Origin of the sequence: Dermacoccus barathri (assembly GCF_015070805.1) — a bacterium.
In the GTDB taxonomy this organism is placed as follows: Bacteria; Actinomycetota; Actinomycetes; order Actinomycetales; family Dermatophilaceae; genus Dermacoccus; species Dermacoccus abyssi.
In genome coordinates this window covers 26,021-45,927 of the sequence record NZ_JADCTK010000003.1, presented here as the reverse complement: position 1 = coordinate 45,927, position 19,907 = coordinate 26,021, and the positions used below count along the sequence as shown (strand labels likewise).

General features: G+C 69.0%; 19 protein-coding genes and 1 tRNA gene. 11 read left to right on the top strand and 9 right to left on the bottom strand.

Features of this window, described 5'->3' with window-relative positions; genetic code table 11:
• Positions 1–2: 2 nt before the first annotated feature.
• Together IM689_RS05895 and IM689_RS05890 are read left to right on the top strand one after the other, a co-directional pair.
• Entirely contained in the window at positions 3–953 is a 951-nt protein-coding gene (locus IM689_RS05895; RefSeq protein ID WP_193643279.1) for a hypothetical protein, read from the top strand.
• Between the two features lie 265 nt (positions 954–1,218).
• Entirely contained in the window at positions 1,219–1,503 is a 285-nt protein-coding gene (locus IM689_RS05890) for a hypothetical protein (protein WP_193643278.1), read from the top strand.
• Positions 1,504–1,913: 410 nt separating this feature from the next.
• Here IM689_RS05890 and IM689_RS05885 read toward each other — a convergent pair.
• The 3 genes from IM689_RS05885 to IM689_RS05875 all read right to left on the bottom strand — a co-directional run bounded on the left by IM689_RS05885 (position 1,914) and on the right by IM689_RS05875 (position 5,379).
• Positions 1,914–1,989 (bottom strand) — tRNA-Ala (locus IM689_RS05885).
• A 135-nt stretch (positions 1,990–2,124) separates the two neighbouring features.
• Entirely contained in the window at positions 2,125–3,582 is a 1,458-nt protein-coding gene (locus IM689_RS05880) for an amino acid permease (RefSeq protein ID WP_193643277.1), read from the bottom strand.
• 105 nt (positions 3,583–3,687) lie between these two features.
• The gene (locus IM689_RS05875) at positions 3,688–5,379 is read right to left on the bottom strand and encodes a dolichyl-phosphate-mannose--protein mannosyltransferase (RefSeq protein ID WP_082128857.1); all 1,692 of its coding nucleotides are present in this window, start codon (positions 5,377–5,379) and stop codon (positions 3,688–3,690) included.
• Between the two features lie 121 nt (positions 5,380–5,500).
• Between IM689_RS05875 and rsmI the strand changes: the two genes are divergently transcribed.
• Positions 5,501–6,337 carry a 16S rRNA (cytidine(1402)-2'-O)-methyltransferase gene (gene rsmI, locus IM689_RS05870; protein WP_193643584.1) on the top strand — a complete coding sequence of 279 codons (837 nt, stop codon included), beginning with the start codon at positions 5,501–5,503 and terminating at the stop codon, positions 6,335–6,337.
• Here the strand turns inward: rsmI and IM689_RS05865 are convergent, their stop codons facing one another.
• From IM689_RS05865 to IM689_RS05855, 3 genes are all read right to left on the bottom strand, one after another.
• A complete protein-coding gene (locus IM689_RS05865; protein ID WP_193643276.1) occupies positions 6,338–6,742 on the bottom strand; it encodes a hypothetical protein in 405 nt (134 codons plus the stop codon).
• A 2-nt stretch (positions 6,743–6,744) separates the two neighbouring features.
• A complete protein-coding gene (locus IM689_RS05860) occupies positions 6,745–7,353 on the bottom strand; it encodes a DUF4126 domain-containing protein (RefSeq protein WP_193643275.1) in 609 nt (202 codons plus the stop codon).
• Between the two features lie 106 nt (positions 7,354–7,459).
• Complete coding sequence (locus tag IM689_RS05855; RefSeq protein WP_193643274.1) at positions 7,460–8,431, bottom strand: PDDEXK family nuclease; 972 nt, start codon at positions 8,429–8,431, stop codon at positions 7,460–7,462.
• Positions 8,432–8,591: 160 nt separating this feature from the next.
• Here IM689_RS05855 and metG point away from each other — a divergent pair, with 160 nt between their 5' ends.
• The 8 genes from metG to IM689_RS05815 all read left to right on the top strand — a co-directional run bounded on the left by metG (position 8,592) and on the right by IM689_RS05815 (position 18,089).
• Entirely contained in the window at positions 8,592–10,517 is a 1,926-nt protein-coding gene (metG, locus tag IM689_RS05850) for a methionine--tRNA ligase (protein ID WP_193643273.1), read from the top strand.
• 31 nt (positions 10,518–10,548) lie between these two features.
• Complete coding sequence (locus IM689_RS05845) at positions 10,549–11,400, top strand: TatD family hydrolase (RefSeq protein ID WP_047312261.1); 852 nt, start codon at positions 10,549–10,551, stop codon at positions 11,398–11,400.
• A gap of 327 nt (positions 11,401–11,727) precedes the next feature.
• Positions 11,728–12,591, top strand: a complete 864-nt coding sequence (locus tag IM689_RS15010; RefSeq protein WP_193643272.1) for a resuscitation-promoting factor — start codon at positions 11,728–11,730, stop codon at positions 12,589–12,591.
• A 77-nt stretch (positions 12,592–12,668) separates the two neighbouring features.
• Entirely contained in the window at positions 12,669–13,577 is a 909-nt protein-coding gene (gene rsmA, locus IM689_RS05835) for a 16S rRNA (adenine(1518)-N(6)/adenine(1519)-N(6))-dimethyltransferase RsmA (RefSeq protein WP_193643271.1), read from the top strand.
• A 9-nt stretch (positions 13,578–13,586) separates the two neighbouring features.
• A complete protein-coding gene (locus tag IM689_RS05830) occupies positions 13,587–14,513 on the top strand; it encodes a 4-(cytidine 5'-diphospho)-2-C-methyl-D-erythritol kinase (protein ID WP_193643270.1) in 927 nt (308 codons plus the stop codon).
• A gap of 51 nt (positions 14,514–14,564) precedes the next feature.
• Positions 14,565–16,388: an ABC-F family ATP-binding cassette domain-containing protein gene (locus IM689_RS05825; RefSeq protein ID WP_193643269.1), complete on the top strand. Its 1,824-nt coding sequence runs from the start codon at positions 14,565–14,567 to the stop codon at positions 16,386–16,388.
• A 109-nt stretch (positions 16,389–16,497) separates the two neighbouring features.
• A complete protein-coding gene (locus IM689_RS05820) occupies positions 16,498–17,163 on the top strand; it encodes a TetR/AcrR family transcriptional regulator (protein WP_193643268.1) in 666 nt (221 codons plus the stop codon).
• Positions 17,160–18,089 (top strand): TIGR01777 family oxidoreductase, encoded by a 930-nt coding sequence (locus IM689_RS05815; protein WP_193643267.1) that lies wholly within the window; start codon positions 17,160–17,162, stop codon positions 18,087–18,089. Before IM689_RS05820 ends, IM689_RS05815 begins: the two co-directional genes overlap by 4 nt.
• A gap of 10 nt (positions 18,090–18,099) precedes the next feature.
• Here IM689_RS05815 and IM689_RS05810 read toward each other — a convergent pair whose 3' ends face one another.
• From IM689_RS05810 to IM689_RS05800, 3 genes are all read right to left on the bottom strand, one after another.
• Complete coding sequence (locus tag IM689_RS05810; RefSeq protein WP_193643266.1) at positions 18,100–18,504, bottom strand: MmcQ/YjbR family DNA-binding protein; 405 nt, start codon at positions 18,502–18,504, stop codon at positions 18,100–18,102.
• Positions 18,505–18,506: 2 nt separating this feature from the next.
• Positions 18,507–19,028, bottom strand: a complete 522-nt coding sequence (locus IM689_RS05805) for a MarR family winged helix-turn-helix transcriptional regulator (protein ID WP_193643265.1) — start codon at positions 19,026–19,028, stop codon at positions 18,507–18,509.
• Between the two features lie 76 nt (positions 19,029–19,104).
• Positions 19,105–19,824, bottom strand: a complete 720-nt coding sequence (locus tag IM689_RS05800; RefSeq protein ID WP_227484564.1) for a TetR/AcrR family transcriptional regulator — start codon at positions 19,822–19,824, stop codon at positions 19,105–19,107.
• Positions 19,825–19,907: the final 83 nt, after the last annotated feature.

Here is a 19,907-nt window from a genome sequence, read left to right as displayed (position 1 = left end):
ACGTGAGATCCAGCAGCCTGATTTTCTTCGTCATCTTTGCCGTGTGGGCTGCCTACATGCTCCAGCACTGGGTGCGGCGCCGCGAAGACCTCGCAACGGCCCGCACCGTCGACCGATTCTCGGAGGCGATGAGGATGCTCGAACGTCGAACGCCGGTGAAGGCGCAAGCGACTCGTCGCGACGAGGAGGCGAAGCCGACGCTGCTTCGCCCCCAGGTCTCGGTCAAGGGTGCCAAGCCCGCTGCTGACGCTGCTGGCACCGAATCGGTCGCTCCTGCTGCCGCTTCCACGACGAAGGCGACGAAGCGCCTCGGTGGTCTTTCCCTCTCTTCCCCGGAGGTAAAGGCCGGCGCGCTCCTCGCCGCTCTGGCACTTCTCGTGCTCACGGTTGTGCTCGCGCCGTTAGGTGTCGTGCCGGCGTGGACGCCGCTGCTCGGTCTCGCTGCTGTCGGTGGCGTCGTCGTGTGGCTGCGCCGCAGCGCCATCGCGGCACGTCAGGCTCACGCGGCCAAGCCGGCCGCTCGTCCGGTGCACGCGCCCGAGGCGTCCGCCGAGGGTGCGCCGAAGTCCGCTGCCGCGGCGCCGACCGCGAAGGCTGCCGCTCCGGCTGCCACCTCGACGAAGCGTTCGCCGCTTGTTGCGCAGACGCCGGTCGAGCGTGAGGAAGCTGTCGAGGTCGTCGAGACCGAGACGCACACGGACGCCGTCGCGAAGGCCGAGGCCGAGGTGTTCGACGCACGCCAGTGGGCGCCGGTCGACGTCCCGCGTCCGACGTACACGATGAAGGCCAAGGCCGAGCGCGAGGAGGTTGCGCCTGCGGCCACGGTCGACGAGACCGACACCCGCCCGCTCGCCGCCCGCTACGAGAACGCACCCGTCGACGAGATTCCCTTCGATGGCATGGCCCTCGACGAGGACTACGACGAACTGCCCGAGGTCTACCGCGCCGGCTGACCCCGCCGCAACGTCCTGACGAAGGCGCCCATCGCTGTGAAGCGGTGGGCGCCTTCGTCTGTCGCGGGCTGGCTGCTGCGTGGGTCGCCCTGTGGCGGCGAAAACCTCCCAAGGTTGGGCGTTGTGCGCCTGCTGACGGTCGTGTTGGCCGCACAAGGCCCAAGGTTGGAAGTTCTGTGCGGACGAGGGGTGCCTGAGTCGGGCCGCCGCGTCCAGGATTCGTAGAAATTCCGTCATGGCGACCCGCGGGACGAAACACCCACCGATGAAGCGATCGGCCGCAGTGTTCCTCATCGGGTTGCTCGCCTTCGCCACCGTGGCGTTCTGCGGCATCGGAGCGATGGCCTGGCGTCAGGCCGTGCAAGACCGCGCCACCGAGCCGCTGAAGGTGCACGGCGTGGTCACGGACCGGTTCTCGGGCGGTGGGGCAGGAAAGTCTCCGCGGCTGGCGATCTATTTCGATGATCGCCGGCTGGGGTTCATCGAGGGTGACAGGCGGGTGGGGGAGGAAGTCGAGGTGTACCGCCTCGGCTCCGGCCAGTACAGCTAGGACCGACCCAGTCCGTACGGTCACCTGCTTCATCCCGCTGGCGCTGCTCGCCTGGCTGATTCTTGTGACGTTCGCCGTGAGGAGCATCGTGCGCGGCCAGCGCGGGGCGGCGTCCACGCGAAGATGGCGCGGGTGTCTCGGCGATGTCGACCGGGTGCCTGACGCTCGCCCTCGCAGCTCCTGCGCAGGGAGGGAAGGATCCTTCCCTTGTGGTGTCCAAGGGGCCGGGTTGCGCGCAAGAAGGGAAGATTTCGTCCCTTCGCGCGGGAGGCGACCACTGGGGTGGGTTCCCCTCCGCGAGCTATGGGGACTCCGCCGTCCTCGCTCCGCTGCGGCGGCTCCTCGAATCACAGAGTTCGATAAACGTCAGAACGGCCAGGACGAAAAGCGTGTCCTGGCCGTTCTGACGTTGGTGGAGCTATGGGGATTCGAACCCCAGACCTTCTCATTGCGAACGAGACGCGCTACCAACTGCGCCATAGCCCCTTGAAGCGAGTGACACGTTACCACCGAGGTGAACACTCGGCCAACCGGTCTCGGCGAGCCGAAACCTCGCGCACACAACGGGGCCCGCCCTCAGCGAACGAAGAGCGGGCACGCCCGAACGAGCAACCCCGAGCGTCAGGCCCTCGGCGGCCCGGACGTCGCGACGTCGTCGGCCACCTCGGCAGTATCGGCCGACTCGACGGCCCTGATGATCTCGTCCTCGCTGCCCCCACGGAAGCCGTGCTTGGTCACACCGACCCCGATGACGACGGCCGCGAGGCCGAGCGTCAGGAACAGGTTGAGCTGTTGGTCCTCGCGCAGCGCCATCGCGCCGAGCGTGAAGACGATGAACGCGATCGTCACGTACGTCAGCACCGGGAACGCCCACATTCGGACGGCCGGGCGTGCGCCCGTCTTGTCCATCGCCGCACGTGCGCGCAGCTGCGTCACGGCGATGACGATGTAGACGAACAGTGCGATCGCACCGGACGTCGACAGCAGGTACGTGAAGATCTTCTCCGGCAGCAGATAGTTGCCGAACACGGCCAGGAAGCCCACGGCGACCGACGCGAGAATGGCCACCTGCGGCACGCCGCGCTTGTTCGTCGACGCGAACGCCTTCGGTGCGTCGCCGCGCTGACCCAGGCTGTAGGCCATGCGGCTGGCCGTGTAGAGCGCCGAGTTCAGACACGACGCAACCGCCGTCAGGATGACGAATGCGAGCACCGTCGCCAGCTTGCTCAACCCCATGTTGTTGAGCGCCTCCTGGTAGGAACCGTTCTCCTGCAGCGAAGCGCTGTTCCACTTCGTCAGGGCGATGACGACGAAGATCGAGCCCAGGTAGAACAGCGAGATACGCCAGATGACGGAGTTCACGGCCTTGCGGATGCCCTCGACGGGGTTGTTCGACTCCGCCGCGGCGATCGTCACGATCTCGGTGCCCATGAAGGTGAACATCGTTGTGAGCATGGCCGCGAGCACGCCGCTCCAGCCGTCGGCGAAGAAGCCGTAGTCGGTGAAGCCGCTCAAGCCGGATGTGTGTGAACCGGGGAGCAGCCCGAGAATCGCAAACATACCGAGGCCGATGAACCCGACGATGGCGAGCACCTTGACGAGCGCGAACCAGAACTCGAACTCGCCGTAGTTCGCGACCGAGAACAGGTTCGTCACCGTGAGGAGCGCCGTGATGATGAGCGCGAACACCCACTGTGGCCAGTCGATCCAGCCGGAGAGAATCTTCGCTCCGGCCGTGGCTTCGACCGGGATGACGAGCACCCAGAACCACCAGTACAGCCAGCCGATCGAGAAGCCGGCCCAGCGCCCGAGCGCGCGGTCGGCGTAGACGGAGAAGGAACCCGAGTCGGGGTTCGCCGTCGCCATCTCGCCGAGCATGCGCATGACGAGGACGACGAGCGTCCCGGCGAGCGCGTAGGAGATGAGAACGGACGGGCCGGCGAGCTTGATCGCTGCGGCCGAACCGACGAAGAGGCCGGCGCCGATGACGCCCGCGATCGAGATCATCGTGACGTGCCGCGGCTTGAGGCCGCTGCTCAGGGCCGACGGGCCGTCGGAGTCAGGCTGGGGTGCGTTCATGCGTCGCACTCTGCACCCGGCACCTGCCCCACGGCAATATGCACAATCGAAGTTTCGGCGATCGTGCCGGGATCGTGACCTGACGTGCCGAGGCCCCGACGTGCGTCAGATCCAGGACGGCAGCCACATCCGCCAGCTCCAGTGACTGTGCGGGATGACCTGCGCCGTGTAGATCGGCCAGAAGAAGATGAAGACGCCGACGGCCAGCACGACGTACGCGCCGACCACCCCCGCGCCGATACGTCGACGCTTGAGCGAGGCGTGCGCCGGGCCGAGGATGAGGCCGAGACAGTACGTCACCGCGAGGATGACGTAGGGCGCGAAAACGACGGCGTAGAACGTGAAGATCGTGCGCTCCTGGTAGCCGAACCAGGGCAGCCAGCCGGCCGCGATGAGGGCGAGCAGGACGCCGGGGCGCCAGTCGCGGCGCAACGCCCACATGAACAGGCACACGAGGATGGCGCCGATACCGGCCCACCAGATGCTCACGTTGCCGAGCGACGTGATGGCCTTCGAGCACTCGTTGACGCCGCACCCCTCGACGCCCCTGGCCGGGCTCTCGTAGAAGAACGACGTGGGGCGCGTCTGCGCCATCCAGGTCCACGGGTTCGACTGGTAGGTGTGCGGCGAGGTGATGCTCTTCGCCGAGTCGTACATCTGGATGTGGTACTGCCACAGGCTCCGCAGGGCGTCCGGCATCCACCCGAAGAGGCTCGAGTCGGGCGAGAAGCCGGTGTCCTTCGTCGCGGGGTTCTGTTCGGCCCAGTGACGACCCCAACCGTCGGTGGAGCGCAGCCAGCCGGCCCAGGTGACCAGGTACGTCAGGCAGGCCACGGGCACCATGATGAGCGCGCCGGTGAAGCCGTCCTTGACGATCGTGCTCGAGAACCAGCGGCGCGCCCCGATGGCGCGGCGGGCGCCCAGATCCCAGAAGACGCTCACGAGCCCGAGGGCGACGAGGTAGAAGCCGTCCGACCACTTCGTCGCCATGCCGAGGCCCAGGCAGACGGCGGCGACCCAACGCCACGGACGCAGACCGAGCGACGGCCCGCCGAGGCGCAGCCGCTGGCCGATCTTGTCGTCGCCGTCCCATGTGCCGTCGTTCTTGAGCGTTGCGACCTTGTGGGCGAGCAGGCGACGGGTGCGGTCGCGGTCGGCGAGGATCGCGACGAACGCGGCGAGCGCCCAGAAGCTGACGAGCCCGTCGAGCACCGACGTGCGCGACATGACGAACTCCATGCCCTCGAACGCGGTGAGGATCGCGGCGATCGTCGCGAGGGTGGCGGAACGGAACAGGTGCCAGGCGGCACGCCCGACGAGGAGCACCGCAAGCGTGCCGGCGAGCGCGACGGAGATGCGCCACCCGAACGACGATGTGATGCCGAAGAGGTGCTCACCGGCGCCGATGACCCACTTGCCGAACGGCGGGTGGACGATGAAGTCCGGCTCCGGCCCGTAGACGGTGGCGACCTGGTTGTGCGTGAAGAACGCGTCGGGCTCGGGCATGTTCTCGGGCACCTTGCGCTCGTGCCCGTAGAGCATCATCGACCAGCCCTGCTTGACGTAATACGTCTCGTCGAACACGAGCTGGTGCGGTCGCCCGAGATCCCACAGGCGTAGGAACCCGGCCAGAACGGTGACGATCAGGGGACCGATCCAGCCCCACAGCTTCGCCTTCGCGGTGAGCGGTTCGCCGAGCAGACGGCGGCGCAGATCGAGTTCTTCGCGCGAAACGTCGGTGGCGGGCTCGGCAGTCGCCGATTCGTCGTCGGGCTCGACGCTCGTGCTCGCATTCACCGTGGGCCGTCCTCAGAGGTCGTCCGGCGGCGTGCGCCGGGCGTGGAACCTTGCGCCCCGAGCCTAATCGGTGCGACCGGAGCGCGTGCACGAGCCGTGACACGATGGGCCGGTGAAGCAGATCTCGTCGTCCGAGGGCGCCCTCGTCTTGGCCGCCACCCCGATCGGTGACCCCGCAGACGCCGCGCCGCGCCTCGCGCAGGAACTCACCGATGCGCCGGTCGTCCTGGCCGAGGACACGCGCCGCACGAAGCGTCTGTGCGACGCCCTCGGCGTCACGCCGAGCGGCACGATGCTGAGTTACCACGAGCACAACGAGGCCCGACGCACGCCGGAGATCGTCGAGCGCATCGCCGCCGGCGAGCGCGTCCTGCTCGTCACGGACGCCGGTATGCCGAGCGTCTCCGACCCGGGGTATCGCCTCGTCGCGGCGTGTGTCGAGCGCGACCTCGCGGTGACGTGTGTGCCCGGGCCGTCGGCCGTGCTCATGGCGCTCGCGGTGTCGGGCCTGCCCGTCGACCGGTTCTGCTTCGAGGGATTCCCGCCGCGCAAGGCGGGGGAGCGTTCGCGCATGCTGGCGGGCCTCGCGGACGAGCAGCGCACGATGGTCTTCTTCGAGGCGCCGCACCGGTTGGCCGCGACGCTCGAGGCGATGGCGGAGGCGTTCGGCGGCGAGCGTCGCGCCGCCGTCTGTCGTGAGCTGACGAAGACCTACGAGGAGGTGCGCCGTGGCGGTCTCGCGGAGCTCGCCGAATGGGCCGTTGAGGGGGCACGGGGTGAGATCACCGTCGTCGTCGAAGGCGGTGCTGCGAAGGAGGTTTCGCTCGAGGACGGCGTCGCCACCGTGCTCGATCTCGCGAGTGGCGGCGTGCGCCTCAAGGACGCGTGTGCCCAGGTCGCGGAGGCCACGGGCCTGTCGAGGAAGGCGCTCTACGACGCGAGTATCGCGGCTCGCTGATCAGTCGAGGTTTTTGACGAAGTTCGTGCAGTCGGGATCGAGCGGAGTGCGCAGTTCACCACGGTCGGGGTCGCTCGGTGGGTAGCAGGCCCACAGCACTTTCGTCAGGTTCCACGTCGACGCGGGCACGACGCCCTCGAGTTCGTGTGAGGTGCCTGCGGGGGACGGCGCGTCGAGGCGGGCGCGGACGTGAACGTCGTCGCCCTTGCGCTCGGCGGAGATGACGGTGACCGTCTTCGTCGCCACGTGCGCCGTCGACTTCTCGTGGGTGACGTTGCGCCACGTCTGCACACCGGCGATGACGGCGACCGCCAGAACGGCCCCAATGAGGAAGTTACGGATACGCCGACGGCGTCGGATGCGACCTTCGATGTCAGGGTCGCGGTCGAGTCGGGGGAAAGCCATCGTCAGACCACCCCGGCGGCGCGGCGTCGATCGGCTCGACGCTCACGCATCCGCACGACGCTGCGCCAGGCGCGCCACAGCATCCACGCGACGAGGAGCAGCAGGACGAGGGCCAGCACCGGCGCGAAGACCGCGGCAAGGCTCAGGGTGACGGCGGCGGCGTCCTCGGCGGTCGACAGAACAGGGGCGGCGAAGCCCGCCGTTCCGGCGTTGGCGACCGGTCGGGCCGCAGCCTTGCCGGTGTGGAAGATGCCCGCGACGATGGCGCCGCCGATGAGGCCGACCCACGGGTGATCGGTCATCCAGGCGGAGCTGTCAAGGTCGGCGGCCGCGGCAGTGGCGGCGAACACGACCGCGCCGGACGCGGGACGCACGACGGTGCCGAGGGCGTCATTGACGGAGTCGAGGGCCGGGATCTTGTCCACGACCACCTCGCCGATGAGAAGGACCGCCCCGATGACGATGGCCCACGTGCTCTCGACCCACTCGAACCCGGCCGGCAGGTTGGCGACGTCCGTGAAGCGCGCGAGGAGCGCCACGAGGAGGAACGGAATGTAGGCGTTGAGGCCTGCCGCAGCGGAGAGTCCCGCACCGGTCAGTGCAGCGAACATGGGCGTCCCTTGTCGTCAAAGCGTCAAAACATTGCGACAACTGTGGCACACGCACCCCTATTCCCCGATTCTGTAGACGTTCGGCGACATATGTGACGCGCAACGTCTACAGAATCCCTCGGTCCGTGAGGATCCGTTCGATCTGGGCGAAGAACGGTTCGGGATTGACCCGGAGCGCCAGGCGCGGGATGCGTAGCACCGTGAGGTTCTGGAGCGTCACGTCGTTCTGACGCAGCGCGTCCGCAATCGGGGCGTCGCCGACGAAGTGGTGCGCGCCGTCCACCTCGACGACGAGACCGGCCTCCTCCCAGAAGACATCGAGGTAGATCCGGCCGCCGGCGCCGTGACGCGTGACCTGACGGCTCGGCACGGGCAACCGTCGGCGGCGGCACTCGCGGACGAAGTCGAGCTCACCCATCGATTCACTCCCGCCCGTGATGTCGGCAAGGACCCCCGTGATGAGCGCACGACGCGGCAGCTTCGGTAGGAGCGTGAGGGCGTCGAGGAGCTGATCGGCGCGGACGATGCGCTGCTGCACCGTCATCGCGAGGAGCGTTGCGGCTTGCCGATCGCTCGCAGCCCACGCTGCAGCACGGAGTGCGGCAACGGACGGGTGCGCCCGGGCGACGGGGTGCGGCAGGAGTCGCGGAACGGCTGCCAGGCAGTGGTGGTGGATCGTCGCGCTGCGCGGCCCGCCGCGCGAGAACCCGGACTCGACATCCGGCGGAACAGCGCCCTCGGCGCGCCCTCGTGAGCCTCGCGGAAGCCCGACATCAATACGCGACGAGCGCCATCCCTCGAAGCCCGCGAGGACGAGGGCCGCCTCACCGTCGGCCCACGCCGAGGCGCCGGCATTGAGAACGCTGCTAATGATCACGCTCCGCACCGGGCACCACGGTGCGTCGTGGATTCGAAGGGCGTGGGCGCCGTGGGGTGCCCACCGCCCGGCACGAACCTGCGTCCGTATCGCGTGACGATCGATGCCGGCGGCGTTCAGTTGCCGCCGCGACACGACGCCGAACGTCGGCGTCGCCAACTCACGCGCGAGTTCGGCGACCAGCCGGGACGAGGGCTCCATGCACCCCAGAGTGACCCGAGCAGCGGCCCGCCCGCAGAGCCCCTGTGGACAACCCGATTCTGTAGACGTTCGGCGTCATATATGACGCGAAACGTCTACAGAATCGGCCTGTCGTGAACGCCACGGAGCTGATTTGTCGGCGCCTCCTAGACTGGCCCGCATGACCAAGGTGCTTTCCGCTGTTGCCTGGCCGTACGCCAACGGCCCCCGTCACATCGGGCACGTCGCCGGTTTCGGTGTGCCCTCCGATGTCTACAGCCGCTACATGCGGATGGCCGGCCACGACGTCCTCATGGTGTCGGGTACGGACGAGCACGGCACCCCGATCGTCATCATGGCGGAGAAGGCGGGCAAGACCCCGCAGGAGTTCGCGGACGAGAACGCGAGCATCATCGTCGACGACCTCGTCGGCCTCGGCCTGTCGTACGACCTGTTCACCCGCACGACGACGGCCAACCACTACGACGTCGTGCAGAAACTGTTCCTCGCCCTGCACGAGAACGGCTACATGGTCGAGCAGACGACGAGCGGCGCCATCAGCCCGTCGACCGGCCGCACGCTACCCGACCGCTACATCGAGGGCACCTGCCCGATCTGCAAGTACCCCGAGGCGCGCGGCGATCAGTGCGACAACTGCGGTAACCAGCTCGACCCCACCGATCTCATCGACCCGAAGTCGAAGATCAACGGCGAGACGCCGGAGTTCATCGAGACGCAACACTTCTTCCTCGACCTTCCGGCCCTCGCCGACGCCCTCGCGGCGTGGCTCGACGGCCGTGAGGCGGAGGGCTCGTGGCGCCCGAACGTCATCAAGTTCAGCCAGAACATCCTCAAGGAGATCCGTCCGCGCGCCATGACGCGCGACATCGACTGGGGCATCCCGGTGCCGCTCGACGGCTGGCGCGACCTTCCGACGAAGCGCCTCTACGTGTGGTTCGACGCCGTCGTCGGCTACCTGTCGGCGTCCATCGAGTGGGCGCGCCGCCTCGGCGAGCCCGACAAGTGGCGCGAGTGGTGGAACGCCGACGTGGCGCGCCAGCTCGTCGACCAGACCGCGGCCGCGAGCGAAGCGAGCACCGGTGACGCGACGAGCGCAGCGAGGAGCGGCGCCCAGAAGACATCAGAAGGACTTCGCGATGATCGCGACGAAGGAGCGATCATCTCGAAGTACTTCATGGGGAAGGACAACATCACCTTCCACAGTCAGATCTGGCCCGCGGAGCTTCTCGGTGCGAACGGTGAGGGCTCGAAGGGCGGTTCGGTGAGCGAGTTCGGTCGCCTGGAGTTGCCCAGCGAGGTCGTGAGTTCCGAGTTCATGACGATGGAGGGCAAGCAGTTCTCCACGAGCCGCGGGCACGTCATCTACGTCAAGGACGTCGTGGAGCGTTACGGCCCGGATCCGCTGCGCTACTTCATCTGTGCGGCCGGGCCGGAGGCGCAGGACGCCGACTTCACGTGGGCGGAGTTCGTGCAGCGCAACAACTCCGAGCTCGTCGCGGGCTGGGGCAACCTCGTCAACCGCACGGCGAACATGATCCACAAGAACTTCGGTGAGATCCCGTCCCCGGGCGAGCTCGAGGACGTCGATCGCGCCGTGCTCGAGCAGGTGCGCGGCGGCTTCGCCACCGTCGGATCGCTCATCGAGCGCAACCGACTCAAGGCGGCGCTCACGGAGACGATGCGCCTCGTCGGTGAGGCCAACCGCTACGTCACCGTGACGGAGCCGTTCAAGCTCAAGGGCGACGATCAGCGCGAACGTCTCGCGACGGTGCTGCACACGCTGGCTCAGTGTGTCGTCGACCTCAACACGATGATGGCGCCGTTCGTGCCGTTCTCGGCCAACCTCGTGCACGAGGTCATGGGCGGCGAGGGCGAGTTCATGCCGATGCCGGTGGCGAAGGAGGTCACCGACCTCGACGACGGCCGCCCGTACCGCATCATCACGGGCGAGTACTCGAACACGCCGTGCTGGCAGCCGCGCGACATCACGCCGGGCACGCCGGTCGCCAAGCCGAAGCCTGCGTTCAAGAAGTTCGACCCGTCGGTCGTCGACGAGGAACTCGAGCGGATGAACGCCTCGGCCTGAGCCGAGGGCGAACACCCCGCGAGGAGGGGCGATGAACGACGAGAACCGCACGTACCGCGACAAGCCGGAGGCGCCTCAACCGTTGCCGCTGGCCGTCGTCGACAACCACACGCACCTCGACATCAGCCGTGACGGGGCGCCGACGCCCGACGTTCGCCGCACGATCGACGAAGCGGTGGCGGTCGGCGTCGACCGCATGGTGCAGGTCGGGTGCGATCTCGACGGAGCGCGCTTCACCGAACGCGTCATCGACGAGCACCCCGAGCTTCTCGGCGCGGTCGCGCTGCACCCCAACGAGGTGCCGAAGCTCGCGGAGGCGGGCGAGTTGGACGCGGCGTACGTCGAGATCGAGCGCATCGCCCAGCACTCCCGGGTGCGCGCGGTGGGGGAGACGGGCCTCGACTACTTCCGCACCGGCCCCGACGGCATCGCCGTGCAGCAGAGCGGTTTCCGCTGGCACATCGCCCTCGCGAAGAAGCTCGGCAAGGCACTGCAGATCCACGACCGTGACGCGCACGACGACGTCATGCGCATCCTCGCCGAGGACGGCGCGCCGGACGTCACGGTGCTGCACTGCTTCAGCGGTGACGTCGAGATGGCGCGCGAGTGCGTCGAGCGCGGGTACTACGTCTCGGTGGCGGGCGTCGTCACGTTCAAGAACGCGCGTGATCTGCGCGACGCCCTGGCCCAGGTGCCGCTCGAGAACCTGCTCGTCGAGACGGACGCTCCGTATCTGACGCCGTCGCCGCACCGCGGCGCGACGAACGCCCCCGCGCTCGTGCCCCTCACGGTGCGCGCCCTGGCCGAGGTCAAGAACGTCGACGTCTCGACGCTCTGCGCGGCCCTGAGCGAGAACTCGGAGCGCGTCTACGGACCGTGGTGAACGCCTCGTACCCAGGCAGGTCCGAGTTGATCGCGGCGCCACTATGAGCCGGTGGTGTGACGAACGCCACACGCACGGCTTTTCGCCTGCGATAGCGCGCGTTTCAGAGTGGCCCCGCCTGCCTCGCGTTACATTTTCGTTACCTTGGTTTGATCCGTGCCCGTGCTTTCGGCAAGGTGTATCGGGTTCGCCCGAGTCTGGATCACCGGACGCGCCGCCCCTCGAAGGGGGCTTCGGCCACGTTCTCATCAGGAACGTCAGCCTCTTCCCGCTGTTACCGCAGCGTGCGCGTGCGCCCAGTGCCGGGACCTACGACATCGGAGCATGATGACCAACCTCACCAGCCGCACCACGTCCCGCTCGCTCGCCGCCGTCGCTGCTGTTGCGGCCGCCTCGACGCTCGCTGCCTGCGGCACGTCCGACTCGAACACGGCGTCCGACGTTCCCACGATCAGCTCGAGCTCGTCGAGCACCTCCTCCACGCCGTCCCCGAGCACGTCCTCGGCGAAGCCGTCGGAGAGCGCCACGTCCAAGCAGACACAGGCCACCAAGAACGACTCGAAGCGCGCTTCGCGCTCGCAGGCCCGCCAGGCCGCCCCGGCTCTCACGTACGTGAACTGGACCCAGGTCGAGGCCGTCCCGAACAAGACGGTTTACGTCTACAGCAAGGACATGCCCAAGGGCACGTCCAAGGTGACGCAGGCCGGCCGCGACGGCGCCGCCACCGTCACGTACCGCTCCGCCAAGAAGGGCGAGCGTGTCGTCTCCTCGAAGTCGATCGACTCCAAGGTGACCAAGAGCGCCGTGCGCCGCGTCATCACGATCGGCACGGGTCAGGCCCAGGCCGCCCAGCCGCAGGCTCAGAAGCAGGTCTCGCGCTCGCAGGCCCGTCAGGCAGTGACGCAGCAGTCCGCACCGAAGAAGCAGCAGTCCGCTGCTCCCGGCGGCAGCTCGCGCTCCGGCTACTGGAACCGCATCGCCTCGTGCGAATCGGGCAACAACTGGAGCATCAACACCGGTAACGGCTTCTACGGTGGTCTGCAGTTCACGCAGCAGACGTGGGCCGGCTTCGGCGGTACGGCGTACGCGCCGCGCGCCGACCTCGCCACCCCGGCGCAGCAGATGGCGATCGCCGACAAGGTCCTCGCCGTGCAGGGCCCGGGCGCTTGGCCGATCTGCCACAAGGGCTGACCAACAGGTCGTTCGTGACGAAGCGGTCGTCTCCTTCGGGAGGCGGCCGCTTCGCGCATGCCCGATAGGGTGGGCGCATGGTTGACGATGCCGCGCAGGCTGCACGTACCGAGCCCGGCGAGACGCAGGGGTTGCTGTCGGCCGCTGACATTCGGGCGCTCGCCGAGCGTCTCGGGGTTCGCCCGACGAAGACGTGGGGGCAGAACTTCGTCATCGACCCGAACACGGTGCGCAAGATCGTGCGCCTCGCCGGGGTGGGCCCGGGCGACCACGTCGTCGAGGTCGGCCCGGGGCTCGGGTCCTTGACGCTCGCGTTGCTGCCGCAGGTCGCCGGCGTCACGGCCATCGAGGTGGATCCGAACCTCGCGGCGCAGCTACCCGCCACCGTCGAGACATTCGCGCCGGCCGATGCCGACAAGCTCACCCTCGTCCAGGCCGACGCGCTCACCGTCACGTCGTTGCCGCACGAGCCGACGGCGCTCGTCGCGAACCTGCCGTACAACGTGTCGGTGCCGGTGGTGCTCAACTTCCTCGAGTTCTTCGCCTCCCTCGAGCGCGTGCTCGTCATGGTGCAGCTGGAGGTGGCGCAGCGCCTCGCGGCCGAGCCAGGCAGCAAGGTCTACGGTGTCCCGAGCGTCAAGGCGGCTTGGTACGCCGACGTTCGCCTCGCCGACCGTGTCGGACGCAACGTATTCTGGCCCGCTCCCAACGTCGACTCCGGTCTCGTCGCGATGGCGCGCCGCGAGCCGCCGACGACGAGCGCGTCGCGCGAGAGCGTCTTCGCCTGCATCGACGCGGCATTCGCGCAGCGTCGCAAGACGCTGCGGGCGGCGCTGGCGGGGTGGGCCGGTGGTGCCGACAAGGCCGAGGCGGCGCTCGTCGCGGCCGGCATCGACCCGCGTACCCGCGGTGAACGCCTCGGCATCGAGGAGTTCGCGGCCATCGCCGCAGCGCGAGAGGCCATGGGCGACACGCCGCGTGCATAGGGTGGGGGCATGACCGCTGAGATCGCACGTGCCACCCGGGTCGTCGTTCGGGTTCCCGCCAAGGTGAATCTCGAGCTGCGGGTCGGTCCGTTGCGCGACGACGGTTTCCACGACCTCGCCACCACGTTCCACGCCGTCGACATCTTCGACGAGGTGACGGTGACGCCGGACGCCGAGTTCTCTGTCAGCGTCACGGGCGTCGGCGAGGACAAGGTGCCCACGGACGAGACCAACCTCGCCTACCGCGCGGCGGCGCTGCTCGCCGAGCGCTTCGACGTCGAGGAGCGGTGCGCGATCAGCATCGTCAAGGCCATCCCGGTGGCGGGCGGCATGGCCGGCGGTTCGGCCGACGCGGCCGCCACCCTCGTCGCGTGCGACACCCTGTGGGGGCTCGGCCTGCGCCGACACGAGCTCGAGGAGATCGCCGCCGAGCTCGGATCCGACGTGCCGTTCGCCCTCACCGGGGGCACCGCGCTCGGTACGGGCCGCGGCGAGCAGATCGTCCCGGTGCTCGCCACCGGTACCTTCGAGTGGCTGTTCGCGCTCACGCACGAGGGGCTCTCGACGCCGTCCGTGTACGCCGAGTGTGACCGGCTGCGCGAGGGTGAGGACGTGCCCGAGCCGCAGCCGTCCGACAGTTTGCTCGCGAGCCTGCGTTCGGGTGACGTGCACGGCGTTGCGCTCGCCATGCACAACGATCTCGAGTCGGCCGCAATGTCGCTCATGCCGTCACTGCGCCCGCTCATGGAGATGGGCCTCGAGATGGGGGCGCTGTGCGCGCTCGTGTCGGGCTCGGGCCCCACGGTCGCGTTCCTGCTCAAGGATCGGCAGGACGCCGTCGCCCTGCGGCGCGTGCTGGAAGCCGGTGGCCTGGCGGACGACTTCGTCCACGCCAGTTCGACGCCCCACGGCGCCCAGGTGCTCGTCGTCGACTGACGCAGGCCCTCAGGTTTGGGCGGCCCGCCGCGGTGGGGGAGAATCGCGGCCATGGTCAACCTCGTCTCCGCTGAGAAGATCTCACTCGCCCTCGGCACCCAGCAGTTGCTCGACGACGTGTCGCTGGGCATCTCCGGCGGCGACCGCATCGGCATCGTGGGCCGCAACGGTGGAGGCAAGTCGACGCTGCTCAAGGTGCTCGCGGGCGTGCACGCCGTCGACGGCGGCCGCCTCACGCGCACGAACGGCCTGACGCTCGGCATGCTGACCCAGACCGACACGATTCCGCCGGAATCGACCGTGCTCGACGCCGTCGTCGGCGACCGCGCGGAGCACGAGTGGGCCGGTGACGCGCGCATCCGAGACGTCATCAACGGACTCATTCCGGGCATGGAGCTCTCCGACGTCGTCGGCCCGAAGTCGGGTGGTGAGCGCCGCCGCATCGCGCTCGCGCGCCTCCTCGTCGACGACCCCGACCTCCTTCTGCTCGACGAGCCCACCAACCACCTCGACGTCGAGGGCGTCCAGTGGCTCGCCACGTTCCTGTCGACGCGCCGCAACCGGCCCGGTACGGCGCTCGTCACGATCACCCACGACCGGTGGTTCCTCGACGCCACGAGCACGAACACGTGGGAGGTCATCGACGGCCGCGTCGAGCAGTACGAGGGTGGGTACGCCGCCTTCGTCCTCGCGAAGGCCGAGCGGGCGCGCATCGCCGCCGTCACGGAGGAGCGTCGGCAGAACCTCCTGCGCAAGGAACTCGCGTGGCTGCAGCGCGGGGCGCCGGCGCGCACAAGCAAGCCGAAGTTCCGCATCGACGCCGCGAACGAGCTCATCAAGAACGAGCCGGACCCGCGCAACGACGTCGAACTCGTGCGCTTCGCGACGACGCGCCTGGGCAAGGACGTCGTCGACCTCATCGACGCGTCGATCACCGTCGGCGGGCGGGAGCTGCTCGCCAAGCAGACGTGGCGCCTCGCTCCGGGTGAGCGCACGGGCATCGTCGGGGTGAACGGTGCGGGCAAGTCGACTCTGCTGCGCGCGATCGCCGGGCAGCAGGAGCTGTCGGCGGGCAAGCGCAAGGAGGGCAAGACCGTCAAGATCGCGTACCTCACGCAGGAGGTGCGCGAACTCGACACGGTCGAGGGCTGGCGCGTCATCGAGGCCATCACTGACGTGGCGAGCTACATCGTGCTCGACGGCAAGGAGACCTCCGCCTCGCAGCTGGCGAAGCGGCTCGGGTTTTCGGGCGGGCGTCAGCAGTCGCGCGTCTCCGAGCTGTCGGGTGGTGAGCGTCGGCGTCTGCAGTTCCTGCGCCTGCTCATGGCCGAGCCGAACGTCCTGTTGCTCGACGAGCCGACCAACGACCTCGACATCGAGACGCTGACGTCGATGGAGGACGTGCTCGACGGCTGGGCGGGCACCCTGCTCGTCGTCTCGCACGACCGGTACCTCCTCGAGCGCATGTGTGACCGCCAGGTCGCGCTGCTCGGCGACGGCAAGATCCTCGACCTCGTCGGTGGCGTCGAGCAGTACCTCGAACTGCGCAAGCACCACCTCGAGGCGCAGGCGGCGTTCGAGCGTCAGGGCGCCGCGGCCAAGGGCGTCGACGCGACATCGCTCGCTGAGGGCGACCCCGCCCCAGCGCGCCAGGTCTCGGCCGCCGAAGAGCGCGAGGCGCGCAAGACGGTGGCGCGCATCGAGCGTCAGCTCGCGAAGGTGGCCGACCGCGAGGCGAAGCTTCACGACGAACTCGCCGCTGCGGCGAGCGACTACGGCAAGGCCGCCGAGATCAACATGAAGTTGCAGGCCGTGCTCGAGGAGAAGGAGGGCCTCGAACTCGAGTGGCTCGAGGCGGCCGAACTCCTCAGCTGACGACGGCGCACGACGGCGATGCCCGGTCAGACCCCACGGTCCGACCGGGCGTTCGCGTGTTCGGGCGTATTGGTTTTGAACGTGTTCAAAAAGGCGTAGTGTGCTGCCCATGACGACGAAGTCGGAAGCCACACAGGAGGTGCTCGTCGAAACAGCGCTGCGCCTGTTCCGGGAACGGGGTTACGAGAAGACGACGATGCGCCTCATCGCCACGGAGGCGGGTGTCTCGCAGGGCAACGCGTACTACTACTTCGAGGGCAAGGACGCCTTCGTCCAGGAGTTGTACCGGCGCATCCAGGTCGAGCACCGCCGCCTCGCGGAGCCGCGTCTGCGCGAGGGGGCGCCGCTGGCGCAGAACCTGCGGGTGCTGTGGGAGGCGGGCATCGAGGTCAACGCGCCGTACCACGACTTCGGTTCGACGATGCTGCACGTCGCGCTGCGTCCGGGCGCCGGCGTCAGCCCGTTCTCGGCCGAGTCCGCGTCGCCGCGTGACGAGGCCATCGCCCTCGTGCGCCACGTGCTCGTCATCTCCTCCGAGGTGCCGAGGGGGCGACTCGGCGAGCAGTTGCCTGTGCTGCTGTGGACGGCCTACCTCGGCGTGGTGCTCTACTGGGCCGTCGACGACTCGCCCGGTCTGCAGCGGACACAGACCCTCGTCGCGGGCGCTCCGCCCATCGTGGGCAAGCTGCTGTCCTTCGCGCGCCTGCCTTTCGCCCGGGGCGTCACGGGCGACCTCACAGATCTCATCGCCCGGCTGTCTAAGGAGCAGAAATGAACTCAGGCGTGATTGTCATGGCAGGGGCCTCGGGCTTCATGGGCCGACGGCTTCAGGAGGCGTTCCGGCATGACGGGTTCGAGGTCCGCACGATCGGGCGCGGCACGCAGAACGACGCGCAGTGGGACGACGACCTCGCGGCTGTGCTCGACGGTGCCGACGCGCTGCTCAACCTGGCCGGCCGCTCCGTCAGCTGCCGGTACACGAAGAAGACGGCCGACGAGATCTTCTCCTCGCGCACGGAGACGACGCGCAGCCTCGGCGAAGCATTGGCGCGGTGCCCGAACCCGCCGAGCGTCTGGCTGAACGCGAGCACGGGCACGATCTACCGCGACGCCCGTGACCGGCCGCAGGACGAAGTCGACGGCGAGCTCGGCACGGGATTCTCGGTGTCGGTGGCCCGCGCCTGGGAGCGTGAACTCTTCGACGCCCCGACGTCCGTGCGCAAGGTGGCGCTGCGAACGTCGATCGTGCTCGGCGCGGACGGCGGTGCCCTCAGCCCGCTCATCAACCTCGCGCGGCTCGGGTTCAGCGGGCCGCAGGGTGACGGCGACCAGGTGTTCAGCTGGATCCATCTCGACGACGTGTACTGCGCGGTGCGGCACATCATGGCCGACGAGCGAATCGCCGGGCCGGTGAACCTGGCCTCGCCGCATCCGGTGACGAACCGGACGCTGACGGCGGCCGTGCGTCGTCACTTCGCGGGCCGCCTCCCCGATCGTGGGGTGCCGCTGCCGCGGTGGTCGCTCGAGTTCGGCGGACGCGTCATCCGCACGGAGCCCGAACTCGTGCTCAAGAGCCGGTGGGTGGAGCCCGGCGTTCTCACCACGACGGGGTACGAGTTCGCGTTCCCGGGCCTTGATGAGGCGCTCGCCGACATCGCGAAGGAAACGCCAAGGGGGCTGTTGCGGGTGCAGCTCGGCTGAAGTCTTCGCGTCAGCGGGCGTCGAGCTGGGCGATGAGCCGCTTGCCAGCCGTCGCGCGGTAGGAGGAATCGATCAGCTCGTGCACCTCGCTCCAGTCGACCGGGCCGCCGAGGCGACCGCTGAGGTCGTAGGCCAGCCAGCCGCGGGTGCCGAGGTAGGCGGGGACGAGGAAGCGGCCGTCGGCGAGGAGGGCGTCGCGCTCGTCGGGGCTGGGCAGGAACGTGATGGCCTGCGCGAGGGTGTCGTCAGGGACGCCGCGGGCGCGGTCGTCGCGGTGGACGTGGCCGGCCCACCAGCAGAACGTCTTCGTCGTGTAGAAGACGGGCGAACCGTGGGAGGTCTTCTCCTGGGCGCCGGGGAACGAGAGGCAGATGTCGCGGACGCGGGCGAGGAGGTGCGCGGAGTCGGCGGTCATCGTCAGGTCTCGACGGCGGCGAGAAGGGCGCGCAGGGAGTCGGCGAGGTCGGCGCGGCCCCGTTCGTCCATGCCGGACAGGAGGCGCCGCTCGTGGGCGAGTAGGGCGTCGAAGGCGGCGTCGACGACGGTGAGGCCGTCGGGTGTGAGGCGCACGAGCACGCCGCGGCGGTCGCTGGGGGAGGGCTCGCGGGCGACGTAGCCGCGCTTCTCGAGGCGGTCGACGCGGTTCGTCATCGTGCCGGACGTGACGAGGGTCTGCTGGACGAGGGCGCCGGGGGAGAGCTGGAAGGGCTCACCGGCGCGGCGCAGCGCGGACATGACGTCGAACTCCCAGCCTTCGAGCTGGTGCTCGGTGAAGACCGAGGAGCGGGCCTGGTCGAGGCGACGTGCGATGCGGCTGATGCGCGAGAGGACGTCGAGCGGGGTGACGTCGAGATCGGGACGCACCGTGTTCCAGGCTGTGACGATCGCGTCGACCTCGTCGCCGCGCGTCTCGGGCTGGGGTCCGCGGTGGCCTGTCATGCGTGCAGTCTACCGACGCATCAAGAAACTTGACGTCGAGAGATTCTGGCGCGGTGCCGGCCGAGCTCGCGCCGGTTCAGGCGTCGGCCGACGCGGCGCCGTCCGCACCCTCGTCATCGAGACGCGTGACGAGCGACGAGTTGCCGCGCGGCGGCGCGGTGGCGTCGATGGCCGTGGTCTCGAGGCGGGGTGAGGCTTCGAGGCCGGTGAGGCCGTTCCAGCCGAGGTTGACCATGTGCGCGGCGATTTCTTCGGCGGTGAACTCGTGGCCGTGTTCGAGCCACCAGTCGCCGGTGAGGGCGACCATGCCGACGAACATCTGCGCGTAGATGGGGGCGAAGCGCTCGTCGATCTCGCGGCGGCGCATGACGCGGGCGAGGTAGGTCTCGATCTGCGTTGCGAGGTCGGACATGAGGCTCGACAGCGGGCCGGTGGAGTGCCAGGACGGGGCGTCGCGGATGAGGACGCGGAAGCCGTCGGGGCGCGTGCTGATGTAGTGCAGTTCGGCGACGGTGGCGCGTTCGAAGAACTCGCGCGGGCTCATGTCTTCGGTGATGGCGTCGGCGATGGTTTCGAGCAGGGCGCGGGTCTCCCGATCGACGACGACGGCGTAGAGGCCCTCCTTGCCGCCGAAGTGCTCGTAGACGACGGGCTTCGTGACGCCGGCCGCGGCCGCGATCTCCTCGACGGTGGCGTCGGCGACGCCGCGCTCGGCGAAGACGCGCCGCCCGACGCCGATGAGTTGCTCCCGACGCTCGGTGCCGGTCATGCGGATCTTCGGCCGTGACGTCGTCATTCCCTCATTGTGCCCTGCTCGCAGGCGAGTTCGGCGCTCGCGGGTCGGGCCGTGCGCCGATGTGCCGCAGGTGCGGGCGGTGA

Excerpts from the sequence above, each read along its gene's own strand:
- IM689_RS05890 (WP_193643278.1), top strand. The coding sequence starts at position 1,219 with ATGAAGCGATCGGCCGCAGTGTTCCTCATCGGGTTGCTCGCCTTCGCC.
- IM689_RS05880 (WP_193643277.1), bottom strand. The coding sequence starts at position 3,582 with ATGAACGCACCCCAGCCTGACTCCGACGGCCCGTCGGCCCTGAGCAGC.
- IM689_RS05865 (WP_193643276.1), bottom strand. The coding sequence starts at position 6,742 with ATGGCTTTCCCCCGACTCGACCGCGACCCTGACATCGAAGGTCGCATC.
- IM689_RS05860 (WP_193643275.1), bottom strand. The coding sequence starts at position 7,353 with ATGTTCGCTGCACTGACCGGTGCGGGACTCTCCGCTGCGGCAGGCCTC.
- IM689_RS05855 (WP_193643274.1), bottom strand. The coding sequence starts at position 8,431 with ATGGAGCCCTCGTCCCGGCTGGTCGCCGAACTCGCGCGTGAGTTGGCG.
- metG (WP_193643273.1), top strand. The coding sequence starts at position 8,592 with ATGACCAAGGTGCTTTCCGCTGTTGCCTGGCCGTACGCCAACGGCCCC.
- IM689_RS05845 (WP_047312261.1), top strand. The coding sequence starts at position 10,549 with ATGAACGACGAGAACCGCACGTACCGCGACAAGCCGGAGGCGCCTCAA.
- IM689_RS15010 (WP_193643272.1), top strand. The coding sequence starts at position 11,728 with ATGACCAACCTCACCAGCCGCACCACGTCCCGCTCGCTCGCCGCCGTC.
- rsmA (WP_193643271.1), top strand. The coding sequence starts at position 12,669 with ATGGTTGACGATGCCGCGCAGGCTGCACGTACCGAGCCCGGCGAGACG.
- IM689_RS05830 (WP_193643270.1), top strand. The coding sequence starts at position 13,587 with ATGACCGCTGAGATCGCACGTGCCACCCGGGTCGTCGTTCGGGTTCCC.
- IM689_RS05825 (WP_193643269.1), top strand. The coding sequence starts at position 14,565 with ATGGTCAACCTCGTCTCCGCTGAGAAGATCTCACTCGCCCTCGGCACC.
- IM689_RS05820 (WP_193643268.1), top strand. The coding sequence starts at position 16,498 with ATGACGACGAAGTCGGAAGCCACACAGGAGGTGCTCGTCGAAACAGCG.
- IM689_RS05815 (WP_193643267.1), top strand. The coding sequence starts at position 17,160 with ATGAACTCAGGCGTGATTGTCATGGCAGGGGCCTCGGGCTTCATGGGC.
- IM689_RS05810 (WP_193643266.1), bottom strand. The coding sequence starts at position 18,504 with ATGACCGCCGACTCCGCGCACCTCCTCGCCCGCGTCCGCGACATCTGC.
- IM689_RS05805 (WP_193643265.1), bottom strand. The coding sequence starts at position 19,028 with ATGACAGGCCACCGCGGACCCCAGCCCGAGACGCGCGGCGACGAGGTC.
- IM689_RS05800 (WP_227484564.1), bottom strand. The coding sequence starts at position 19,824 with ATGACGACGTCACGGCCGAAGATCCGCATGACCGGCACCGAGCGTCGG.